This window comes from Clostridia bacterium, from assembly GCA_012840125.1.
Taxonomy (GTDB): Bacteria; Bacillota; DULZ01; order DULZ01; family DULZ01; genus DULZ01.
Genome location: DULZ01000042.1, coordinates 20,901 through 39,823, shown reverse-complemented (window position 1 = coordinate 39,823; position 18,923 = coordinate 20,901). Strand labels below are relative to the sequence as shown.

19 protein-coding genes are annotated in these 18,923 nt (G+C 54.0%); 1 reads left to right on the top strand and 18 read right to left on the bottom strand.

From position 1 onward, the window contains the following. Positions 1-13: 13 nt before the first annotated feature. The 10 genes from spoVT to GXX34_04905 all read right to left on the bottom strand — a co-directional run bounded on the left by spoVT (position 14) and on the right by GXX34_04905 (position 11,364). A complete protein-coding gene (gene spoVT, locus GXX34_04950; protein ID HHW06868.1) occupies positions 14-574 on the bottom strand; it encodes a stage V sporulation protein T in 561 nt (186 codons plus the stop codon). Between the two features lie 229 nt (positions 575-803). After that, positions 804-1,793, bottom strand: coding sequence for a hypothetical protein (locus GXX34_04945; protein HHW06867.1), 990 nt, complete (start codon positions 1,791-1,793; stop codon positions 804-806). A gap of 57 nt (positions 1,794-1,850) precedes the next feature. Beyond that, positions 1,851-5,402 carry a transcription-repair coupling factor gene (mfd, locus tag GXX34_04940; GenBank protein ID HHW06866.1) on the bottom strand — a complete coding sequence of 1,184 codons (3,552 nt, stop codon included), beginning with the start codon at positions 5,400-5,402 and terminating at the stop codon, positions 1,851-1,853. Between the two features lie 38 nt (positions 5,403-5,440). Further along, positions 5,441-5,800 (bottom strand): hypothetical protein, encoded by a 360-nt coding sequence (locus tag GXX34_04935; GenBank protein HHW06865.1) that lies wholly within the window; start codon positions 5,798-5,800, stop codon positions 5,441-5,443. Between the two features lie 61 nt (positions 5,801-5,861). Beyond that, positions 5,862-6,422, bottom strand: coding sequence for an aminoacyl-tRNA hydrolase (locus GXX34_04930; protein ID HHW06864.1), 561 nt, complete (start codon positions 6,420-6,422; stop codon positions 5,862-5,864). Positions 6,423-6,485: 63 nt separating this feature from the next. Next, a complete protein-coding gene (locus GXX34_04925; GenBank protein HHW06863.1) occupies positions 6,486-6,719 on the bottom strand; it encodes a hypothetical protein in 234 nt (77 codons plus the stop codon). Between the two features lie 10 nt (positions 6,720-6,729). Further along, positions 6,730-7,929, bottom strand: coding sequence for a Ger(x)C family spore germination protein (locus tag GXX34_04920; GenBank protein HHW06862.1), 1,200 nt, complete (start codon positions 7,927-7,929; stop codon positions 6,730-6,732). Further along, a complete protein-coding gene (locus GXX34_04915; protein HHW06861.1) occupies positions 7,919-9,031 on the bottom strand; it encodes an endospore germination permease in 1,113 nt (370 codons plus the stop codon). Before GXX34_04915 ends, GXX34_04920 begins: the two co-directional genes overlap by 11 nt. Then, a complete protein-coding gene (locus tag GXX34_04910; GenBank protein ID HHW06860.1) occupies positions 9,012-10,616 on the bottom strand; it encodes a spore germination protein in 1,605 nt (534 codons plus the stop codon). The genes GXX34_04915 and GXX34_04910 overlap by 20 nt, the downstream gene beginning before the upstream one ends. A gap of 130 nt (positions 10,617-10,746) precedes the next feature. Then, on the bottom strand, positions 10,747-11,364 hold the full coding sequence (locus GXX34_04905; GenBank protein HHW06859.1) for a 50S ribosomal protein L25/general stress protein Ctc: 618 nt from the start codon (positions 11,362-11,364) through the stop codon (positions 10,747-10,749). Between the two features lie 125 nt (positions 11,365-11,489). On the opposite strand from GXX34_04905, the gene GXX34_04900 reads away from it, so the two are divergent. Then, positions 11,490-12,254, top strand: a complete 765-nt coding sequence (locus GXX34_04900) for a hypothetical protein (GenBank protein ID HHW06858.1) — start codon at positions 11,490-11,492, stop codon at positions 12,252-12,254. Here the strand turns inward: GXX34_04900 and GXX34_04895 are convergent. The 8 genes from GXX34_04895 to GXX34_04860 form a co-directional block, all read right to left on the bottom strand. Continuing rightward, positions 12,235-13,182: a ribose-phosphate pyrophosphokinase gene (locus tag GXX34_04895; GenBank protein ID HHW06857.1), complete on the bottom strand. Its 948-nt coding sequence runs from the start codon at positions 13,180-13,182 to the stop codon at positions 12,235-12,237. The two genes, GXX34_04900 and GXX34_04895, sit on opposite strands and share 20 nt — an antisense overlap. A gap of 15 nt (positions 13,183-13,197) precedes the next feature. Further along, entirely contained in the window at positions 13,198-14,574 is a 1,377-nt protein-coding gene (gene glmU, locus GXX34_04890; GenBank protein ID HHW06856.1) for a bifunctional UDP-N-acetylglucosamine diphosphorylase/glucosamine-1-phosphate N-acetyltransferase GlmU, read from the bottom strand. Between the two features lie 105 nt (positions 14,575-14,679). Continuing rightward, positions 14,680-14,943, bottom strand: a complete 264-nt coding sequence (spoVG, locus tag GXX34_04885) for a septation regulator SpoVG (GenBank protein ID HHW06855.1) — start codon at positions 14,941-14,943, stop codon at positions 14,680-14,682. Between the two features lie 186 nt (positions 14,944-15,129). After that, on the bottom strand, positions 15,130-15,924 hold the full coding sequence (purR, locus tag GXX34_04880; GenBank protein ID HHW06854.1) for a pur operon repressor: 795 nt from the start codon (positions 15,922-15,924) through the stop codon (positions 15,130-15,132). Positions 15,925-16,030: 106 nt separating this feature from the next. After that, on the bottom strand, positions 16,031-16,780 hold the full coding sequence (locus GXX34_04875) for an NTP transferase domain-containing protein (GenBank protein HHW06853.1): 750 nt from the start codon (positions 16,778-16,780) through the stop codon (positions 16,031-16,033). 17 nt (positions 16,781-16,797) lie between these two features. Next, positions 16,798-17,496, bottom strand: coding sequence for a GntR family transcriptional regulator (locus tag GXX34_04870; GenBank protein ID HHW06852.1), 699 nt, complete (start codon positions 17,494-17,496; stop codon positions 16,798-16,800). 15 nt (positions 17,497-17,511) lie between these two features. Next, the gene (locus GXX34_04865) at positions 17,512-18,363 is read right to left on the bottom strand and encodes a 4-(cytidine 5'-diphospho)-2-C-methyl-D-erythritol kinase (protein HHW06851.1); all 852 of its coding nucleotides are present in this window, start codon (positions 18,361-18,363) and stop codon (positions 17,512-17,514) included. A gap of 102 nt (positions 18,364-18,465) precedes the next feature. Next, entirely contained in the window at positions 18,466-18,870 is a 405-nt protein-coding gene (locus tag GXX34_04860) for a hypothetical protein (GenBank protein ID HHW06850.1), read from the bottom strand. Positions 18,871-18,923: the final 53 nt, after the last annotated feature.

The following is an 18,923-nucleotide window of genomic DNA, read 5'->3' as shown; positions in this document are numbered from 1 at the left end:
TTGACGCCTCGCCTTACTGCTCCATCTGTTTTGCCAAAAATCCCGCTGCGGTCTCCGCCAGTTTCAGTTCCATTTCTCCCATGGTCACATTGGGATCTTTGGAAAGGAGAATTACCGCGCCGATGGGATCCCCTTCGGCAATAATCGGGGCAATCACCTCCGCTGTAAAGGGGCAGTTTTCTTGATCGGCGGTAATGCAGGTCTTGCAGAGGTTGTGCTGACCAGGATCATTGATAATGACTGACTTGCGCTCTTCAATGACTTTCTCCACCGCTTGACCAATCGGTTTATTCAAAAACTCTTTCTTGGGCGCACCGGCTACCGCGACGATGGTGTCACGGTCCGTAATGCAAGCTATATGGCCAATGGCTTCGTGCAATGAATCCGCATATTCTTTAGCAAAATCGCCTAGTTCACCAATGGGCGAATATTTCTTTAAAATGACTTCCCCTTCCCGGTCCACAAAGATCTCCAGGGGGTCCCCTTCCCGGATCCGAAGTGTTCTCCGTATCTCTTTCGGGATCACTACTCGGCCCAAATCATCTATCCGTCGTACAATACCTGTCGCCTTCATTCCCGCGTTATCCCTCCTTTGGCCTGATTTCTAGGAGTTTTCAATCCTAGTATATATGGGCATGAGGCTAATTATTCATTTTTTTCCACTGTCCCTTTAAAAAACTTAAAGCTCGTCCTGTTCCAGCGTCATCCCCCGAGTTGTTGTTTTATGAAGTAATACTATAATTCTCTTTTCCAGGTACAATTATGCACTGCCCCGGTAAAATAAAATAACCCGCCGTTGCGGGTTATTCGGAGCTATCTTCTTCCAGGTAATTGATAATATTCGCCTCTTCCCTGACCTTGGCAAAGTAGTCATCAAAGGCCCTGTTCTTTTCCTCTTTTTCCAGGCGAGCCAGAAGGTCGTCCTTTAACTCTTCAAAGCTCTCTTTCTTGTCCGTCAGTTTGATAATATGATAGCCGAAGACGGTTTCCACCGGTTCTTGGGTGTATTCTCCCACCTTAAGGCTGACGGCTGCTTCCGTAAATTCGGTGATGTAGGGGCTCTCAGCCCGGGTGAAATACTGGCCTAAATCGCCGCCGTTAGCCGCGGACCCGTCGGCTGAATTTTCTTTCGCCAGCTCGGCAAAATCAGCCCCTTGGTTTAATTCCTTGATTAAGGCTTCCGCTTTAGCCTTGGCCTGCCGGTTGGCTTCTTCCTGGTCCTCGGCTTCCTGGTCAGGCCTAATCAGAATATGGCTGGCCCGGTACTGTACCAGGTCTTCCTTATGGGCCTCATAATACTCTTTGACCTGGTCCTCCCCCACCGTGATCCCTCCGGTGACCTTCTCAAACAACCGGTCCTGCAAGAGCATCAGCTCGATGTCTGCTTTAAGCTGTTTTTCGGTGAGATTTTGCTGTTTGAGCAATTCCTTGAAAGCTTGTTCTCCGTACGGGGCCACCAATTCATCGTAACTGGCCTGGATGTCTTCTTTGGTTACGGAGATGTTTTGTTTCTTTGCTTCATCTAATAATAGAGTCTCCAGGATGATTTGGTTTAAGCTTTCCCGCTCTAACAGCGCCAGCATTTCCTTTCCTTCATCCCCGTCGAACCGGAAGCCCTGTAGTTCAAACATGGTTTTGTACTGCTGGACTCTTTGATCCAGCTGTTCCCTGGTCACTTTCGTGCCGTTGACCTCAGCTACCACTTCCGCCTTTTCGCTGCGGCACCCGCCGGCCACCAAGGCTACGGCCAGCACCAGAAAAACCAGCATCCCCCCAAGGGCTCTTCGGGACATTTTTCTCACATGATCACTACCTTCCTCAATTGGGTCAACTCAGACATGCCCATTATATCAACCTGCCGCTGGGGACGCAAGGTTTTTCATCTCGTTTAAAAGTCTTTCCAGCCCTTCCAGCAAGCCCTCTTCCTGCAGCTCGCCGGTCTTAAACTTGATGGTCAAGCCGCCGGCGGTGGAAAAGCTGAGTTTGCGCGGGAAAGCCTGAGCCAGCAGGATCAACTTTTCTCCCTTTAACGGGAAAGCGGGGGAAGCTTCGATGATAACTTCCTGGGCGGTTTGTCCTATTCTCTTGATGCCCAGTTCCGTCGCCATCACCCGCAGGGTGGCAATCCGCAGGAGATGCCTGGCCGGCGGGGGCAGCTCCCCGAACCGGTCGAAGAGTTCCTCGTCCACTTCATCCACTTCCGTCACCGTCCTGGCGTCGGCCAAGCGGCGGTACATCTCCATCTTAAAGCCGGACTGGCTGATGTAATCGTCGGGCAGGTAGGCACTGACAGCCAATTCGATGGCAGCCATTTCCTTTTCTTCTTTTTTCTCAACCGCTTTTATCCCTTTGGCTGCTTCAATGGCCTCTTCCAAAAGGCGGCAGTACATTTCAAATCCCACGGCCAAGATCTGGCCGTGCTGCTCCGGGCCTAAAAGGTTCCCCGCCCCGCGGATTTCCAAGTCTCGCATGGCGATCTTGAAACCGGAACCAAACTCGGTAAATTCTTTAATCGCATTCAACCGTTTCTGCGCCACCTGGTTGACCACTTTGTTCGGCTCAAAAGTAAAGTAGGCGTAGGCCAGCCGGTTGGAACGCCCCACCCGGCCCCGGAGCTGGTACAGCTGGGCTAACCCCAGGTGATCCGCGTTATTGACAATGAGAGTATTGACGTTGGGAATGTCCAGGCCGTTTTCAATAATAGTGGTGGAAACCAGCACATCATATTCCCCTTCGACAAAGGCCAGCATCACATCTTCCAGTTCGTTTTCTTTCATCTGCCCGTGGGCCAGGGCCACCCTGGCTTCCGGCACCAGCTCTTTTACTTCTACGGCCACCTTTTCCAAGTCCATGATCCGGTTATGGATATAGTATACCTGCCCGCCGCGCCCCAACTCCCGCCGGATGGCATTCCTGATCAATTCCGGGTGGTACTCCACCACGTAAGTCTGCACCGGGTACCGGTCTTCCGGCGGAGTATCGATGATACTCATATCCCGCACCCCGGATAAAGCCATATGCAGGGTCCTGGGAATCGGCGTGGCCGTCAAGGTCAGGACATCGATGTTTTGCCTTAGTTGCTTCAGCTTTTCCTTATGGGCTACACCGAACCGCTGCTCCTCGTCGATGATCAAAAGCCCCAAATCCTTAAAACTGACGTCCGGGGAAAGCAAGCGATGGGTGCCGATGACGATGTCCACCGCACCGTTTTTAAGGCCCCTGATCACTTCCGCCTGTTCTTTCGGGGTGCGAAAACGGCTGAGCAACCCGATGGTGACCGGAAAAGAAGCCATCCGCTCCCGGAAAGTATGATAATGCTGCTGGGCCAGAACAGTGGTGGGTACCAGCACCGCCACCTGCTTCCCGTCACTGACCGCCTTGAAAGCAGCTCGCAAAGCCACTTCCGTTTTCCCGTACCCCACATCACCGCAGAGGAGCCGGTCCATGGGCTTGGGTTTTTCCATATCCCTCTTTACTTCATCAATGGCCCGCAGCTGATCCGGGGTCTCCGTATAGGGAAACTGGCTTTCGAATTCCTGCTGCCAGGGCGAATCCGGGGAAAAGGCATGACCGATAGCCGTTTCCCTGGCCGCATAGAGTTTAATCAACTCCTCCGCCATATCGCGGACGGAGGCCTTCACCCGGTTCTTGACCCGGGTCCATTCAGAACCCCCCAGTTTATTCAAACGGGGTGGCTGCCCTTCCGCTCCGATATATTTCTGGATCAAGTCAATCTGGTCAATGGGCACGTACAGCCGGTCCGCCCCGCGGTACTGGATGTGCAGGTAATCCCGGTAGACACCTCCCACCTCCAACCGCTGCACGCCTAAATAGCGGCCGATGCCGTGCTGGGTGTGGACCACATAATCCCCTTCCTGGAGATCGGTGAGGCTGCTGATTTTCACCCCGGCTTGGGATGAAGCCCGCGAACGGCGGGAGGAAGTCCTCTGCCCGAAAATCTCCTTTTCGGTGATGACAGCCAGTTTTAAAGCCGGATAGTCAAATCCCTGCCGCCAGTGGCCCACCAGGATTACCACCTGGCCCGGATAAACCCGGGTCGTTAACTCATCCTTGATTACCCCTTCGATGCCGTGTTCCATAAGCAGTTCCTTAAGCTGTTCCCCTTGCTCCCGGGAGCCGACCACCAGCACCACGGAGTAGTGCTGTCCTTTCCAATGGGCCACGTCATCTCTAAAGAGGTCTATTTTACCCAGAAAGGGATGCATCGTTTTTGCTTGCACGTGCACGATACCTTCCGGGTTTACGAGTTCCAGTTTTTGCGGCAGGGAGGCGAAAGCCACCACCCGGTGGCGGGCCAAAATCCCCTTAATCGCTTCCGTTTCCGCGTAAAGCTTTTCCTGCCCGGGTAACACCTTGCCCGTTTCCAGGAGCTCCACAAAAGCCTCGCCTCGTTCTTGCTCGTAATGGAGCCACTTGTCCCACAATACCTGCGGTTCATCCAATAAAACCACCGGCGGGGTGGAGAAGTAGGCAAGAATAGTTTCCTGGTCAGGATAAAAAAACGGTTGAAACCGCTCCAGATTCTCCGGTTTAATTCCTTGTTCCAACTGCTCCAGCAGCTGCTCCATTTTCTGGTTTAATTCCTGAATTGCCGCTTTTTTCTTTAACTTTTGCAGCCGGCGAACCGCTTCCTGCCATTTTTCCCTCAATTCCGTGACGGCCTTCTCCTGCCCCCCGGCCGGTAACAGGGTTTCCTCCGCCGGGCTGATCACCACCTCGGCAATCATCTCGATGGTGCGCTGGTTTTCCTCATCGAAATAGCGGAGGGAGTCTATCTCTTCATCAAAGAAATCAACCCGCACCGGTTTGAGGTGGTTCGGCGGGAAAACATCCACCAAGCTGCCCCGCAGGGCAAATTGCCCGGGAGCTTCCACCAATTCCACCCGCTCATAGCCCAGTTCAACTAAACGCCGGGCCAGTTCGTCTCGATCTAAGGACTGGCCCCTGGTAATAGTTAACAATGCGCTGCGAAAAACCCGATTCGGCATCAGCTTCTGGCAAAAAGCTTCCGGGGTGGCAATCACAAAGGACGGCTTTTCCAGTACCAGTTTCGTCAAGGTCCTAATCCGCTGGCTCACAGCCTCCCTGCCCTTGGCAAAAACCTGGTACGGCACGAATTCCTGCCCGTAAAACAACAAGATCTCCTCTGCCGGGACAAACAGGGCCAGGTCCTTGGCAATGCCTTTGGCGCTTAACTCATCCCGGGTGATAATGAGGCATTGGCTTTGGCCGGAAACAGCCAAAGCGCTCCACCAATAAGGCTTCAACCCGTCGGTGAGGCCGAACACCGCCAGTTTCGCCTCAGCCCGGGACAGGTGTCTTGCCATATCCTTAAATTGTCCGTGATCTGTCAGAATTTCAAGTAAACTTGTAAAGCTCATATGAACCCCCATAAATTCTTTTCATGATTGATACCGGGTCAACTGTCCAGCCGCAGCATGAGCCTGTTCCAAGCCATGTGCACCACTGCCGCCACCAGTACTCCCAGGCCTAAATTGTTCGTCAGGAGAGCAATCCAGTAGGTGAGAAAGCCGTACAACAAATGGGACAACAGCCCCGCCAGGGCAGGCAGCCAGTGGCCGGTACCCGGGTTTGAGAAATCCCAAACAAACTCCACCATACCAAACACGCCGTGGGTACCGATGATGGAAGTGCGGCACAGGACAGCCAGTCCCGTCTTCAAGAGCTCCTCAAGCACCGGAACCATGGTGCCCACCACGGAGGAACCGAAGCGCCCGTACAGGAAACGATTAAGAAGCCAGGCTAAACAGGCCGCCACTGCGCCTGCCAGGATATAAATAAGGCCACACCTCTTTTCCGAGCCAGTGTTTGATCTCCCATTATCTATTATAGGCATTCATCACTTGTTCTAATGCCTCGCAGGTCAAGGCCAAGGCCGCCTCCGCCGCCCGGGGCAGCACTTCCTGCATGACCGCCCATTCCGCTTCGGAAAAAGGGCTCAAAACATGGTCCGCGGCACTCCAGCCGGCGGGCGGGCGGCCGATGCCGATGCGCACCCGCCGCAAGTTATCCGTGCCTAAGGCCTGAATAATCGATGCCATCCCCTTCTGGCCGCCGGCACTGCCCTGGCCGCGAATTCTGATCCGCCCCACTTCCAGGTCCATATCATCGTAGACAATCACAATATCTTGCAGATTTATTTTATACCAGTTAACCAGGGAAAAGACGGCCCGGCCGGAAAGATTCATGTATGTCAACGGCTTGGCCAGCACTATCTTGCGACCCTGGTAATGACCTTCCGCTACTAAAGCCTCATGTTTAGAGGCTTTGAAATGAAGGCCCAACTTATCCCCGATCAGGTCGGCCACCATAAACCCGACGTTGTGCTTCGTGGTCTCGTACCTGATACCGGGATTCCCTAAACCAACAATCAATTTCATCTTTACCCACCTGTTTCCTCCGGTTTCCTTACCTTTATTTCTGGTCTCGTATCCTTTTCTCCTTCAAAAATACCTGACGAAAATATAGGAAAGGGCAAAGGTTAACAGGCCGCACCCAATCCAAAACCAGCCGCCGAAGAAGGCCAGTTCCGCTTCCCGGATCAATCCCCTCTGCTGTAAAGCCGGGTTGATCACCACCAGGGACCAGACACCCATGAACCAGGTAACCAGCAGCCACCAGCCGCTAAAGACCAAGCTTAATACATGGGCCATCTCGAAAATGTTTAGACCACCCATCCACAGCCTCCTAACTCACGATACCCGTTCTGGTTATGGTAATGTCCACATCGACCTCGAACTCCGCCGCGGGGAAGTAAGTATCATGCCACCGGTCCTTGATCTCCGCCCAGACCCGGGGATAATGCTGTTCCACGCAGCGCCCAAAGCCGAAAATATCTAAACGCCACTCTTCCTGGGCTTTCTTGATCAGCAGCTCGATGTTCCCGGCCAGCTCAGCGGCCAAATCCCGCCTGATGGAGGCCAAGACCTGATCATTCCACAGCTCTTCGGCCAATTGCCGCTCCAAAAGACTTCCCTCGGTCCTGATGTTCAGGATGAATTTAATGGTTCCGTCCCGGATCACCGGGCGAACCACGGTCTTGGAACGCTCCGCCAGGTAGCCATCCACCAGCTTGTAACTGGGACTCAAGGGAGATGCCGTCACAATGGGAGATGAGGTCATCTGGTTGGTGATCCAGCGGTAAATGACCGTCTCCATCTCCCCCAACCAGCCCACCAGCCGGTCTCCATGAAAGATGCCGCCGCCCGCCAGTTTTGAATCGATTTTTCCCGGGGTCACCTTGGGAATGACATAGACGCTGTCCTCCAAAATATAGCGAAAGACCTTCATGAGGGAAACCTCCGGCGGGATCCGCTGCATATGGGAACTGTTTTCCATCAATGCCGTCAGGTACAGGGCCGGCAGGCGTTCCTGCTGGTTGGTAACCTCCAGCACTTCTTTCACGTCCCCTTCCGTGACCAGCACAATAACCTGCTTCCGCACTTCCGGATCCCGGATAAACCGTTCCAAAACGGGATAGATCCCACCCTTGGCCACCTCCTGCCCCAAGACCATCACCTGCAAGTGCGTCAGGTCCCCCCGGCGGCTGCTCCTGGTGCCCGCCAAGCCCCTCACTATAATCTCCGAGTTCAAAGTAGTGGTGGTCATATTATAGTAACTCGGGCCACCGTTTCCTTCTTGCCCGCTGAAGTCGCCGGGAATGGCAAACTGGTAGGTAACTTCGATCACCCGGTCGGAAATATTGCCCAACAATTGGTTTTCCACTCCGGTGGTTTCTTGCAGCCGGCCGTCGGGCAGTTCCTCGATGCCCACCGCCAGCACCAACCCCCGCTCTTCCAGTTCCCACAAATCCCAGCAGCCCGCGGAGACCATGGACAGGAGCACCACCGGCAGGAGGAGCCATACCCGTTTTTCCTTACTCCCCATGGGTGCCCAAGCCTCCTTTTCGCATCTTGTACCAGGCTAGGACTACCAGGGCGACAACGAGCAGGTCCAGAGCCAAACCGCCGTAGCTGACCCATTCTCCCAGCTGTTCCGCCGCCTTGTAGCAGCTGGGCAACAGGGCCAGGAAATAAAGCAGGGGTAACAGGCAGAAGAGCAGGGGACGATGATCCCGCAGCTTGAAGAACTGGGAGGCGGCCAGAGCAGACACGTAGTATGTAAAGGTCACCGAAACAAAACTACCGATGATAAAGGCAATGAGAAACAGCAAATCCAGCTTTTCAATGAAACCTTTGATCCCTTCCATTTCCCGCACCAGTTCCACCACCGGGTACAACAAGTATTGTAGTTCCAAAGGGCCAAAGGTAGCAATAGCCAAAACGTAACCCGAGGTAAAAAACAGTGCCAGCGCGGCCAGGGCCACGGCCACGGCGCGGGTGGCTTCCTTAGGGGTATCCATGAACTGCACCAAGTAAATAGCGGTCATCCAACCATGATAAAGAGGCAGGGCGGGCATGATACCCTGCACCACCGGCAGGAAACCCTCCGCCATCACCGGCAGCAGTTCTCCCAGATTCTTATCCGTTTGAAAGGCAACTATTAAAATTGATCCCGGGACTATTCCAACCAGAAAAAGGATATCAGTCACCCGCGCCATGGGATTGATCCCGTAGCTGGCCACATAGAGCACGCACAACAGCAAGGAAAAGATGACGACTTCCGCGGGGGTGCTGGGCAGTAAGTATATTCTCAGGACATCGGAAAACACCCGCAGGGTCCAGGCTGCCGACAGGAGAACAAAGAGGATGTAGAAGGAAATAAACAATTTCCCCACCCATTGTCCCAAAAGCTGCGGGATCCACCCATTGGGCGACTGGCGGGGGAAAAGACTTGCCAGCCGCACTGCCGTCACCGCCACCAGCATGCTCCACACGCCGGCCAGGATCATGGACAGCCACCCGTCCCGGCCGGCCTGTTGAGCTACGGTTCTGGGTGCGGTAAAACTATTCATGGCCATGGTCACCGTGGTCAGGATCACCAGCAGCTGCCTGCTGGTAAGCACATCTTTAATTGCCGTCGCTTTCATTTGCATCACCCTCTTGCGGGTTCACTTGCTGGCGCACCAAATCCTGGGGTTTAGTGTAAACGGGCCGCTTGATGAAAGTGCGCCAGGGCATACGGATCACCAAATCTTTCCAGTCGCTGAACAGGAAAGGGGTAAAGGGCGACAAATAATTTATGCCGAAGCTTTTCAGGGTCACCATGTGGATGTTGATCAGGATGAATGACAGGACTACCCCGTATATACCGAGCACCCCTGCCAGGATAATCGCCGGAAAGCGCAGCATTCTAAAACCGATCCCCAGGCTGTAGGAAGGAATGGCAAAGGAGGCGATGGCGGTGGTCGCCACCATGATCACCAAAATGGGGCTGGTGATGTTGGCCCGCACCGCCGCATCGCCGATAATGAGACCGCCCACAATGCCGATGGTCTGGCCGATGGCCTTGGGAAGCCTGGCACCTGCTTCCCGCAGGAATTCAAAAGCGGCCTCCATCAGCAGCACTTCCACAAAGATGGGAAACGGCACCCCTTCCCTGGAGGCGGCAATGGCCAGCCCCAGTTTAATGGGGATCAACCCGGGATGGTAAGCCACCGCCGCCACGTACAAACCGGGAATAAAGACCGCCATGTAAGAAGCGATATACCGGGTTACCCTGGTCAAGGAGCCGATGATCCAGCGCTCGTAATAATCCTCCGGGCTCTGGAAAAACTGGACAAAGGTGGCCGGGACAATTAAAGCGAAAGGCGTAGTGTCTACCAGGATCACCACCCGGCCTTCCAGCACCGCCGCCGCGGCCTTGTCGGGCCTTTCCGTGTACTGGACCTGGGGAAAGGGAGACCAGTAGCTGTCTTGGATGAGCTGTTCCACATAGCCGCCTTCCAAAATGGCGTCAATATTGATTTTGCTAAGTCTTTTCCGCACTTCCTCCAGCACGTCCAGGCTGACGATATCATAGATATAGCAGATGGCTACTTCCGTTTGGGAACGCTCCCCCAGCTTCAGGCTTTCGATCCTGAGCCCCGGGTCTTTGATGCGGCGCCTTAATAGAGCCGTGTTTGAGCGCAGGGTTTCACTGAAACCGTCCCTGGGTCCCCGGATGAGGACTTCGGTACTGGGTTCGTCGATGCCGCGGCTGGGCCAACCGGGTGCACTGATGATCAGGGCCTCGGCACAGCCTTCCACCAGGAGCACCACCCCGCCGCCCAGAGCAGCGCCGATTAAATCTTTAACCCGCTTTTCTTTTTTGATTTCACCGCTTTGGATGGCCCTGGTTTTCAGTCTTTTGATTAAATCCTCCAGCAGCATCGAGCGGCCCGTTTCCGCTTCCAAGAGGGGAATCCCCAGTTGGAGAGCACCCATGATGTCCTGGGTGACGACGGTCCGGTCAATCAAACCGTCGGTATAAACCAGGCAGGCCCGGATTTCATCCAACCCGATGAGCAATTCATGAAAGATGATGTCGGGGCTGCCCCCCAGCCGGCCCTTCAGCACGGCGATATTATGATCCAGATCAGGCCACAACTCGAGATCCGCTATTTGCTCCTCATGCCGGTTGCCTTCGTAGGGTTCCCGGGCCGCTTCCCGCCGGATCTTCTTAGGCTTCTTCACGTCGGACACACCCTTGGCTTATTATTCCACCGCCTTAGTTTGTCCAAGTTTAGGCAAATCTATGCCTTTCAAGAATCAAAGAAAGGAAGGGTCACCCCTTCCTTCCCAATCACATCTATATCGATAGAGGCTACTCCGCCGCGGGAGCTTCCGCTGCCTCCGGAGCGGCTCCTTCGCCTTCCTCCTCCACTGCCTCGGCATGCTGGGCGGCAATGACGGTCACCACCAGCTGGTCCGGTTCCGTCAAAACGGTCACCCCTGCCGGGGGCACCAGGTCCTCCACCTTGATGGAGTCACCGATATCCAAGGCGGAGATATCCACCGTTATGGCCTCCGGAATATCCTTAGGCAGGCATTTGATTTCCACTTCCCTGAGGCCGTGCTGGAGCACGCCGCCAACTTTTTCACCCTTGGCCTCGCCCTCGATTCTGATGGGCACAATCACTTCGATGGGTTCATTCATGGATACTTCCAGCAAATCCACATGGGTGAGACGCCGGGAAACAGGATCTCGCTGCATTTCCCGGACGATTACGCTGTGTTCTTGCTCGCCGGCTACCACCACTTTGAATACTTTACCCGTTCCCAGTTCCACCTTCCGGAACTCCTTTTCGTCAATGGCCACCGGTACATTGCCGCATTTCTCCCCGTAGAGAATGCCCGGTACAAACCCTTGACGACGCAGCCTGTTGACAGCCCCTTTGCCCAGTACCGACCTCTTTTCCGCTGTTACCGTGACAACTTCCATACAGACCTACCTCCTTAAGGTTTTTTGGCACAACCAGTACAACCTGTTTAAAAGTATGTTCCAAAAATTAGCATAATAATCGGCTTTGTGGCATAGATTTTAACGGGAGAAAAGGAGGGAGAACCATGTATCGAAGTAAAAGGCTGTTCGCCTTGCCGGTCATATCCCTAAACGACGGAGAAGAATTAGGCAAGGTTCAAGGTGTCGTCATCGACCCGGAGGCTATCGCCCTGGCTGCTTTGATTTTAGATTACCGTAAAGGCATCTTTCGCGAACCGCGCCTCATCCCCTTTGAGCATATTACCAGTTTTGGAGATTATGCCGTGACGGTGAAGGACTCCGGTGCCTGTGAACGGGTCAATCAATCTCCCCACCTGGCTACATTATTCCGGCGTTCCCCCCGCGTGCTGGGGGCGAAAGTGCTGACCGAAGACGGGAATTACCTGGGCACCGTGGAAGAATTCTTCTTTGACCCGGCCACCGGTAAAATCAACGGGCTGGAGCTGGGCAACAGCCTGTTGGACAATTTAATGCACGGCAAAACCGTGATTAAGGGCTGCGTCATTACCACTATAGGTAAAAGCGCCGTTATTGTCAAGTCAGACACCGAGGCCATCTGCAAGGAGGAGTCCCCCTTATCGGAAACGGCCAAAACCGTGAAAGAAACCAGCCTCAAAGTATGGCAGCAAACCAAGGAAACCACGAAAAAACTAGGGGAATCCATCTATAAATCCGTGGAGAAGTTTACTGGGGAAACGGAAGAAGAACCGCCCGCCGCCCCGGCCGGGAAACCCCAAAAAGAAAAGCCGGAACCCACCGGCTCCGGCTCTCCTACGCCAACGGCGCAAGATGATGAAAGTCAAGACTCGTCTAATCAAAAAGTTTGCTGACCGACAAGTCCTGGTGAATACGAATGATAGCCTCTCCCAAAAGGGGTGCGACGGACAACACCTTAATTTTGGGAGATTTTTTCTCCTCGGGCAGGGGAATGGTGTTAGTCACCACCACTTCCTTAATGGGGGATTTGTTCAGCCGCTCCACCGCCGGTCCGGATAACACAGCATGGGTGCAGCAGGCGTAAATCTCCTTGGCCCCCTGCGCCATCAAGAACTCCGCTCCCTGGGTAATGGTGCCCGCGGTATCGATAATGTCGTCAATCATGATCACCGTTTTGCCGGCAATATTGCCGATCACGTTCATGATTTCCGCCACATTGGGAGCAGGCCTGCGCTTGTCGATAATGGCAATTTCCGCCCCCAGCCGTTCGGCAAAGTTCCTCGCCCGGGTCACGCCGCCGATATCGGGGGATACAATCACCACATCAGTCAGCTTTTTGTTGATAAAATACTGGCTTAAGATAGGCCCGCCCGGCAAGTGATCCACCGGGATATCAAAGAAACCTTGAATCGCGTTGGCATGCAGGTCCATGGTCAGCAGCCGCCGGGCCCCGGCGGCCACGATCAGATTAGCCACCAATTTAGCGGAAATGGGGTCTCTCGCGCGGCTCTTTCTTTCCTGCCTGGCGTAACCGTAATAAGGTACGACGGCGGTAATGCGCCGGGCCGAAGCCCGTCTCACACCGTCAATCATGATCAAGAGCTCCATCAAGTTCTCATTGACGGGATAGCAAGTGGGCTGCACGATGTACACATCGGCCCCGCGTACACTCTCATTGATATTGATACTGATCTCACCGTCGCTGAACCTGGAGACTCTCGCCGCTGCCAGCTCCACACCAAGATACTCCGCGATCTCCGCCGCCAAACCGGGATTTGCGTTACCGGTAAAAATCTTGAATTTCTGATGTGCCCCAGCCATGTTCATCCTCCATCCTTAATCTTGTCCCGCTCTTCTTTTGTTGTGCCAATCGGGAATGTTTCTTTGCCGCTCCCTGGCCACCGCCAGGCTCTCCGCCGGTACGTCGGCGGTTAAAGTAGAACCTGCTGCCACATAAGCATTGGCACCTATCTTGATGGGTGCCACCAGGTTGCTGTTGCTGCCGATAAAAGCCCCGTCTTCAATAACCGTTTGGTGTTTTGCTTTGCCGTCGTAATTGCAGGTAATAGTTCCGGCACCCACATTCACCGACTTGCCGATGACGGCATCGCCGATATACGTCAGGTGCGGTACTTTGCTGCCTTCATCAATCATAGATTTCTTGATTTCGACAAAATCTCCTACCTTCACACCGCGACCTAGCACCGTACCCGGCCTGAGATAGGCAAAAGGCCCTATTTTGGCCTGATCCCCAATTTGTGCTTCTTCGGTGACGGTATACCTGATTTCTACTTCGTCTCCGACGACGGTGTCCAGCATGTTGACCTGGGGCCCGATGGTACAACCCCTGCCGATGCGGGTCTTCCCCCGCAAGATGGTGAAGGGATGGATCACCGTGTCCGGCCCCACTTCCACCCCGGCCTCAATGTAGGTAGTAACGGGGTCAAGCATGGTCACACCCGCCAGCATAAGCCTCGTGTTGATCTGCTGCCGCATAATGCTTTCCGCTTCCGCTAATTGAACCCGGTTATTAATACCCATAATCTCCCGGGAATCCTGAACTCGATAAGCCACCACCGGCAGGTCACGGCTGCGCATGACCTGCACCACGTCGGTTAGATAATACTCCCCCTGCACGTTATCCGGCTTGAGGAATTGCAAGCATTCCGCCAGCACTGCCCTGTCAAAGCAGTAGATCCCGCTGTTGATTTCCTGAATGGCCAATTCTTCCGGGGAGGCATCCCCGTGCTCTACAATTCTTTCCACCAGGTTACCGTCGTGGCGGATAATCCGCCCGTAACCCGTGGGATCCGCCAGGCAAGCGGTTAATACCGCCCCTTTGGCTGCGGTTTTCACGAATTCATCCAGGAGTGCTTGAATAGTAGTCCCCGTCAAAAGCGGCACATCACCGGACAGCACCACCACCTGTTCCACATCCGGGGCAAGGGCGTCCATAGCTTGCATAACGGCATGACCTGTACCCAATTGCTCCCTTTGCCAGGCGTAGTCAAAACCTTCCCCCAAAGCGGCTTTTACTTCCTCACCGCCATGGCCGATGACCAGCACCACTTGCGAAACACCGGCTTTTTGAGCCGCATCCACCACATACCGTACCAGCGGTTTGCCTGCCAATAAATGCAGCACCTTGGGCCGGCGGGAATGCATGCGCTTTCCTTTGCCCGCAGCTAAAATCACCGCTGCCGTTTTAGTCATCTTCACAGATCATCCCTTCTATTATTAAACCCCTTTATAGCTTACACTCTATGCGACCCGTTGGCAAGGTTGCGGCAATGAAAAAAGGAGCTTGCGCTCCTTCCATTAAATCGCCTCTTTATATGCCATGTAAGCTTTGAGAACTGCTTCCTGGATGACGTTGCGAGCTGCCTGGGAAATGGGATGGGCAATGTCCCGGAATTCCCCGCTGGGAGTACGCCTGCTGGGCATAGCGACAAAGAGACCGTTTTGCCCTTCCACCACCTTGACGTCATGCACCACGAAGGCATCATCAAAGGTTACCGAGACGATGGCTTTCATTTTACCCTCCGGGTTGACCTTTCTCACCTGGACATCCGTGATATTCACCTGCTCACCACCCTTCTGTCATAAAGAAACCAGCGTTGTCCTCTTGAGATTCTACCTATTGCCATCAAATTCCTGCTATTCATTGATAATTTTAACAATTTTTTCTTGTTCTATACATAAAAAACCTTGGTTCTTGTAAAGAATCCAAGGTTAGCTGTCGACGAAGGGCGGTTCTCCCGGCCCGGTTTAACAGGGCCTGACCACTACTTTGCCGCGGTGCTCGTCTATTTCCTCCAGGGACAACAGGGCCACGTAATCGGTAATCAGTTTTTCTTCCGGCCAGGCAGTCGCTATCAGGAACCCGGCACCCACCACCCGGGCGTCAAATTCCTCCATCAGTTTCATCACGGCGTGAGCCGTGCTGCCGGCTTTCATAAAATCATCAATGAATAAAACCCGGGCCCCCTGGGGCAAGGCACGCCTGGACAAGGACATGGTACGGATGGTCCTGGAACCGGAAAGGTAATTCAAACTGACGCTGGAGCCCTCCGTCACTTTGCTGTCATCCCTGATGATCACCGTGGTCAAATTCAAGGCCCGTGCCGTGGCCATGGCCAGGGGAATCCCTTTCGTGGCCACCGTGACCACGTAATCAGCCTTGACGTTAAACATGGCGGCAAAAATCTTGCCCAGTTCCCCGGTCACCACAGGATCGCCGATAATATCGGATATATAGATAAAGCCGCCCGGAAGGATCCGCTCCCGGTCCTGGAGTTTCTCCGCCAGGGATTGCAATAAAGCTTGCCTGGCTCCATCCGCTACCCGGGGTACATACTTGACACCGCCGGTAGCACCGGCCACCGTTTTCAGTTCTCCCAGCCCTTGCTGTTGCCAGGCATCCTTAATTAAGGTTAGGTCTTCACTGACGGTGGACTTGGCCACCCCCAACAAATCAACAAAATAGTTCAACGAAAAGAGGCGGCTGGGATGCTCTACCAAGTGCTTGGTGATCACGGCAATGCGTTCGCTCCGTCTCAACACTCCACCTCCCTGCTCCTTAAAGCGAATATTTTTTACTAATTGTAATTAATCATTCACTTATTGGCAACGACCCGCCCAAAAAAAAGGCCCTCCTCCGCTTGAGGGCCTAACCTGCCAAAATGCGCCTTACCAGCTCTAAGTCGCTGGGTTTATCTACATCAATACCCACTTCCGGGTACTGGGAAATAATGCCGTAGCCCTTAATCCCTAAAAGCTTGGAAAACTTAACCTCCGTTTCCCGCAAGGATAAGCGATGCAATAAGTACTTTATAATGAACAACGGTCCGATTTGGCAGCTCAAAGCCAGCGGGCTTTTTCGCAGGCGCACCAGTTCTTCGGCCTTGGCGGCACAGGGTTCAATGACCCCGGCCCTGATCAAGAACAGGTTGCCGCCGGTAAAGACCCCGTCCCGCAAGTGAACATAAGTTCTCTTGATCCCGGGGTACCTTTTTTCATTGACTTCCTTGGGGACAATGGGATAAAACACGTCCCCTTCCTTCTCCGCGCACTGCCGCAAGAAATCTTCCACCGCTTCGCTGCTTAACAAGGGGATGTCACTGGTGGCAACAATGATTTTATCCTCATCCTTGGGACGGAGTACTTTGACGCCGTTCAACAAGGTGGTGACCTGGGTATCTCCCTGCTCCGCCAGCAAAACCCCCGGGCAGCCGGCAAAGATAGCTTCCAATTCCTTCACCGGCCCCACTACCACGATCCTGTTCACCGACGGGGCTTCTTTCAAGGCGTGGACTACGTACTGGACCATCAACTTTTCCCCAATGGGAATTAACGCGCGATTAGGGTGCAGATCCCCGGAACCGGAACTGCCTGCAAGTACAATCGCATCAAAAGGCAACTGGCCTCACCTCTGGACTATTCTTTAATTTTTGTCTTGCCTTGCTGTTTGCTCAAAGCATCCAAGAAAATATCCTCTGCGTTCTCCACATGCTCCCTGGCCAGCTTCTGGGCTAAAGCCACATCGCGCATGGCAATGGCATCCACAATACTCTTGTGCTCTTCGAGGGTATCCTTCAGTCGACCGGGCGAAGACAAGGAAGTAGCCCGGAACCGCTGGATCTGCTCCCGCAAGTTGGAAATCATCTGCTCCAGGCGGCTGTTCCGGCTGGCCCGGTAAATCCGGTCGTGGAACTCCGTGTCTATTTGGATGATGCCGTCAATATCATTCTCTTTAATATTTTCCCCAACTTTAACCACCAATACCTGCAGTTCATCCAATTCCCGTTCCGTAATTCTTTCACAAGCTAGTCCGGCCGCCAGGGATTCCAGCGCCGCCCGGATTTCAAATACATCCGTAATATCTTTAATGGTGTAATCAGCCACATAAGCCCCTTTACGGGGAACCATGGCCACAAATCCTTCCAGTTCCAATTTCCGGATGGCTTCGCGTACCGGTGTACGGGATACGCCCATTTCTTCGGCCAGCTGCACTTCCATGAGCCGCTCACCGGGCGCCAGATCACCCCTGATAATCGCTTCACGCATGGTTTCAAAAACGATTTCCCGTAAAGGCTTGTACGTATCCAGCCGGATGGGCAACAGCCTTTTACCCATGGGACCCCTCCTTTTCTATATGGTATGTGTAAAATAAACCTCAGGATATGCGTTGCTCAATTTCCGGCACAGTGCCGCTGCCTGTTCCCGGGTTTCCACAAAGCCTAAGACCGTGGGGCCGCTGCCGCTGACCATGGCTTTGGCGGCGCCTGCTTCCACCAGCTTCCGGAGGATCTCCTCCACCTCCGGTACCAGGGACCGCACCACTCTTTCCAAATCATTGCCCACCGCCTGCAGCACTTGTTCCCGGTCTCCTTGATCGATGGCCTTTAAAACCCCGGGTGTATACCGGTTGGTCCGGTACTGTAATTCGTCCCAGCGGCGATAAACTTGTCCCGCCCTTAATCCTACTGCCGGTTTCACCAGTACCAGCCACAACCTGGGCACCGGCGGAAGAATGGTAATCGTCTCCCCAATGCCCTGGGCCAGGGCGGTACCTCCCAGGAGGCAAAAGGGGACATCGGCCCCCAGTTCCCGGCCCAGGGAAACCAGGTGGGAAATGGACAGGCCAAGGCCCCACAAATGATTAAGGGCTTTCAGCGTCACCGCCGCGTCACTGGAACCTCCTCCGAGACCCGCCGCCACCGGCAGCTTTTTCCTTAGGTGAATATCCACGCCCCGGTCCACTCCAAAACGCTCCTTCAGCAAGCGGGCTGCCTTCACCACCAGGTTTTCCCCATGGGCCAGGCCGGGATCGGTGCATTCAAAATTAACGTCCCCCGCCAGGTTGAGCTGGAAACACAATTCATCCGCCAGCCCGATGGACTGCATCACGGAAGACAGCTCGTGATAGCCGTCGGCCCGGCGTGCCAGCACATCCAGTGACAAGTTTATTTTACCGCAAGCCGGTAACTTCAGACCACTCAACGGTGTTATTCCTCCCCGTGACGAACAATCCACAACGCACTTGCCAAAATATTCCACAGCCAAGCAAAAAATCCTGCCGTACTAAGAAAAGCCCCTGATACGTTACCAGGAGCGATAGCTGAAATATTCCAGTGTGGTAAAGACCAGGCTCTTACCGATACCCAGCCCCACCATGAAACTCCCTAACAAGCGCAGTTCTCCTAAATGGGCGGCCAGCTTTTCGGAAACCTGAATGCCCCACCCGGCCCAGAAGGGATTGAGGATAAAGAACGCACCCGGCAGTACAAATATCGCCAGGGTAAACCAGTCCAAGGAAATTCTCCCGCGAGAAGACAAGATCCGCGGTACCTCCAGCAGGAATGTGCCCACCACCATGAAGACGTTGGCCAGCACGTACTGCCCGATCCCGCTAGCGCCTTGCAGTTCCCATTCCCTCACCCAGTCCAGATAAAGCAATGATAAGAGCAAAAAAACAGCTACGATTCCGGCTCGACCGATAAAGCGCACCTCATCACTTCCTATTAGACTAATTTCTTAAGTAATTGTATCATTTTTCCCAT

Excerpts from the sequence above, each read along its gene's own strand:
- GXX34_04930 (HHW06864.1), bottom strand. The coding sequence starts at position 6,422 with ATGAAATTGATTGTTGGTTTAGGGAATCCCGGTATCAGGTACGAGACC.
- GXX34_04920 (HHW06862.1), bottom strand. The coding sequence starts at position 7,929 with ATGGGGAGTAAGGAAAAACGGGTATGGCTCCTCCTGCCGGTGGTGCTC.
- spoVT (HHW06868.1), bottom strand. The coding sequence starts at position 574 with ATGAAGGCGACAGGTATTGTACGACGGATAGATGATTTGGGCCGAGTA.
- GXX34_04900 (HHW06858.1), top strand. The coding sequence starts at position 11,490 with ATGTATCGAAGTAAAAGGCTGTTCGCCTTGCCGGTCATATCCCTAAAC.
- GXX34_04905 (HHW06859.1), bottom strand. The coding sequence starts at position 11,364 with ATGGAAGTTGTCACGGTAACAGCGGAAAAGAGGTCGGTACTGGGCAAA.
- glmU (HHW06856.1), bottom strand. The coding sequence starts at position 14,574 with ATGACTAAAACGGCAGCGGTGATTTTAGCTGCGGGCAAAGGAAAGCGC.
- GXX34_04915 (HHW06861.1), bottom strand. The coding sequence starts at position 9,031 with ATGAAAGCGACGGCAATTAAAGATGTGCTTACCAGCAGGCAGCTGCTG.
- mfd (HHW06866.1), bottom strand. The coding sequence starts at position 5,402 with ATGAGCTTTACAAGTTTACTTGAAATTCTGACAGATCACGGACAATTT.
- GXX34_04925 (HHW06863.1), bottom strand. The coding sequence starts at position 6,719 with ATGGGTGGTCTAAACATTTTCGAGATGGCCCATGTATTAAGCTTGGTC.
- GXX34_04895 (HHW06857.1), bottom strand. The coding sequence starts at position 13,182 with ATGGCTGGGGCACATCAGAAATTCAAGATTTTTACCGGTAACGCAAAT.
- GXX34_04945 (HHW06867.1), bottom strand. The coding sequence starts at position 1,793 with ATGTCCCGAAGAGCCCTTGGGGGGATGCTGGTTTTTCTGGTGCTGGCC.
- GXX34_04870 (HHW06852.1), bottom strand. The coding sequence starts at position 17,496 with ATGGGTAAAAGGCTGTTGCCCATCCGGCTGGATACGTACAAGCCTTTA.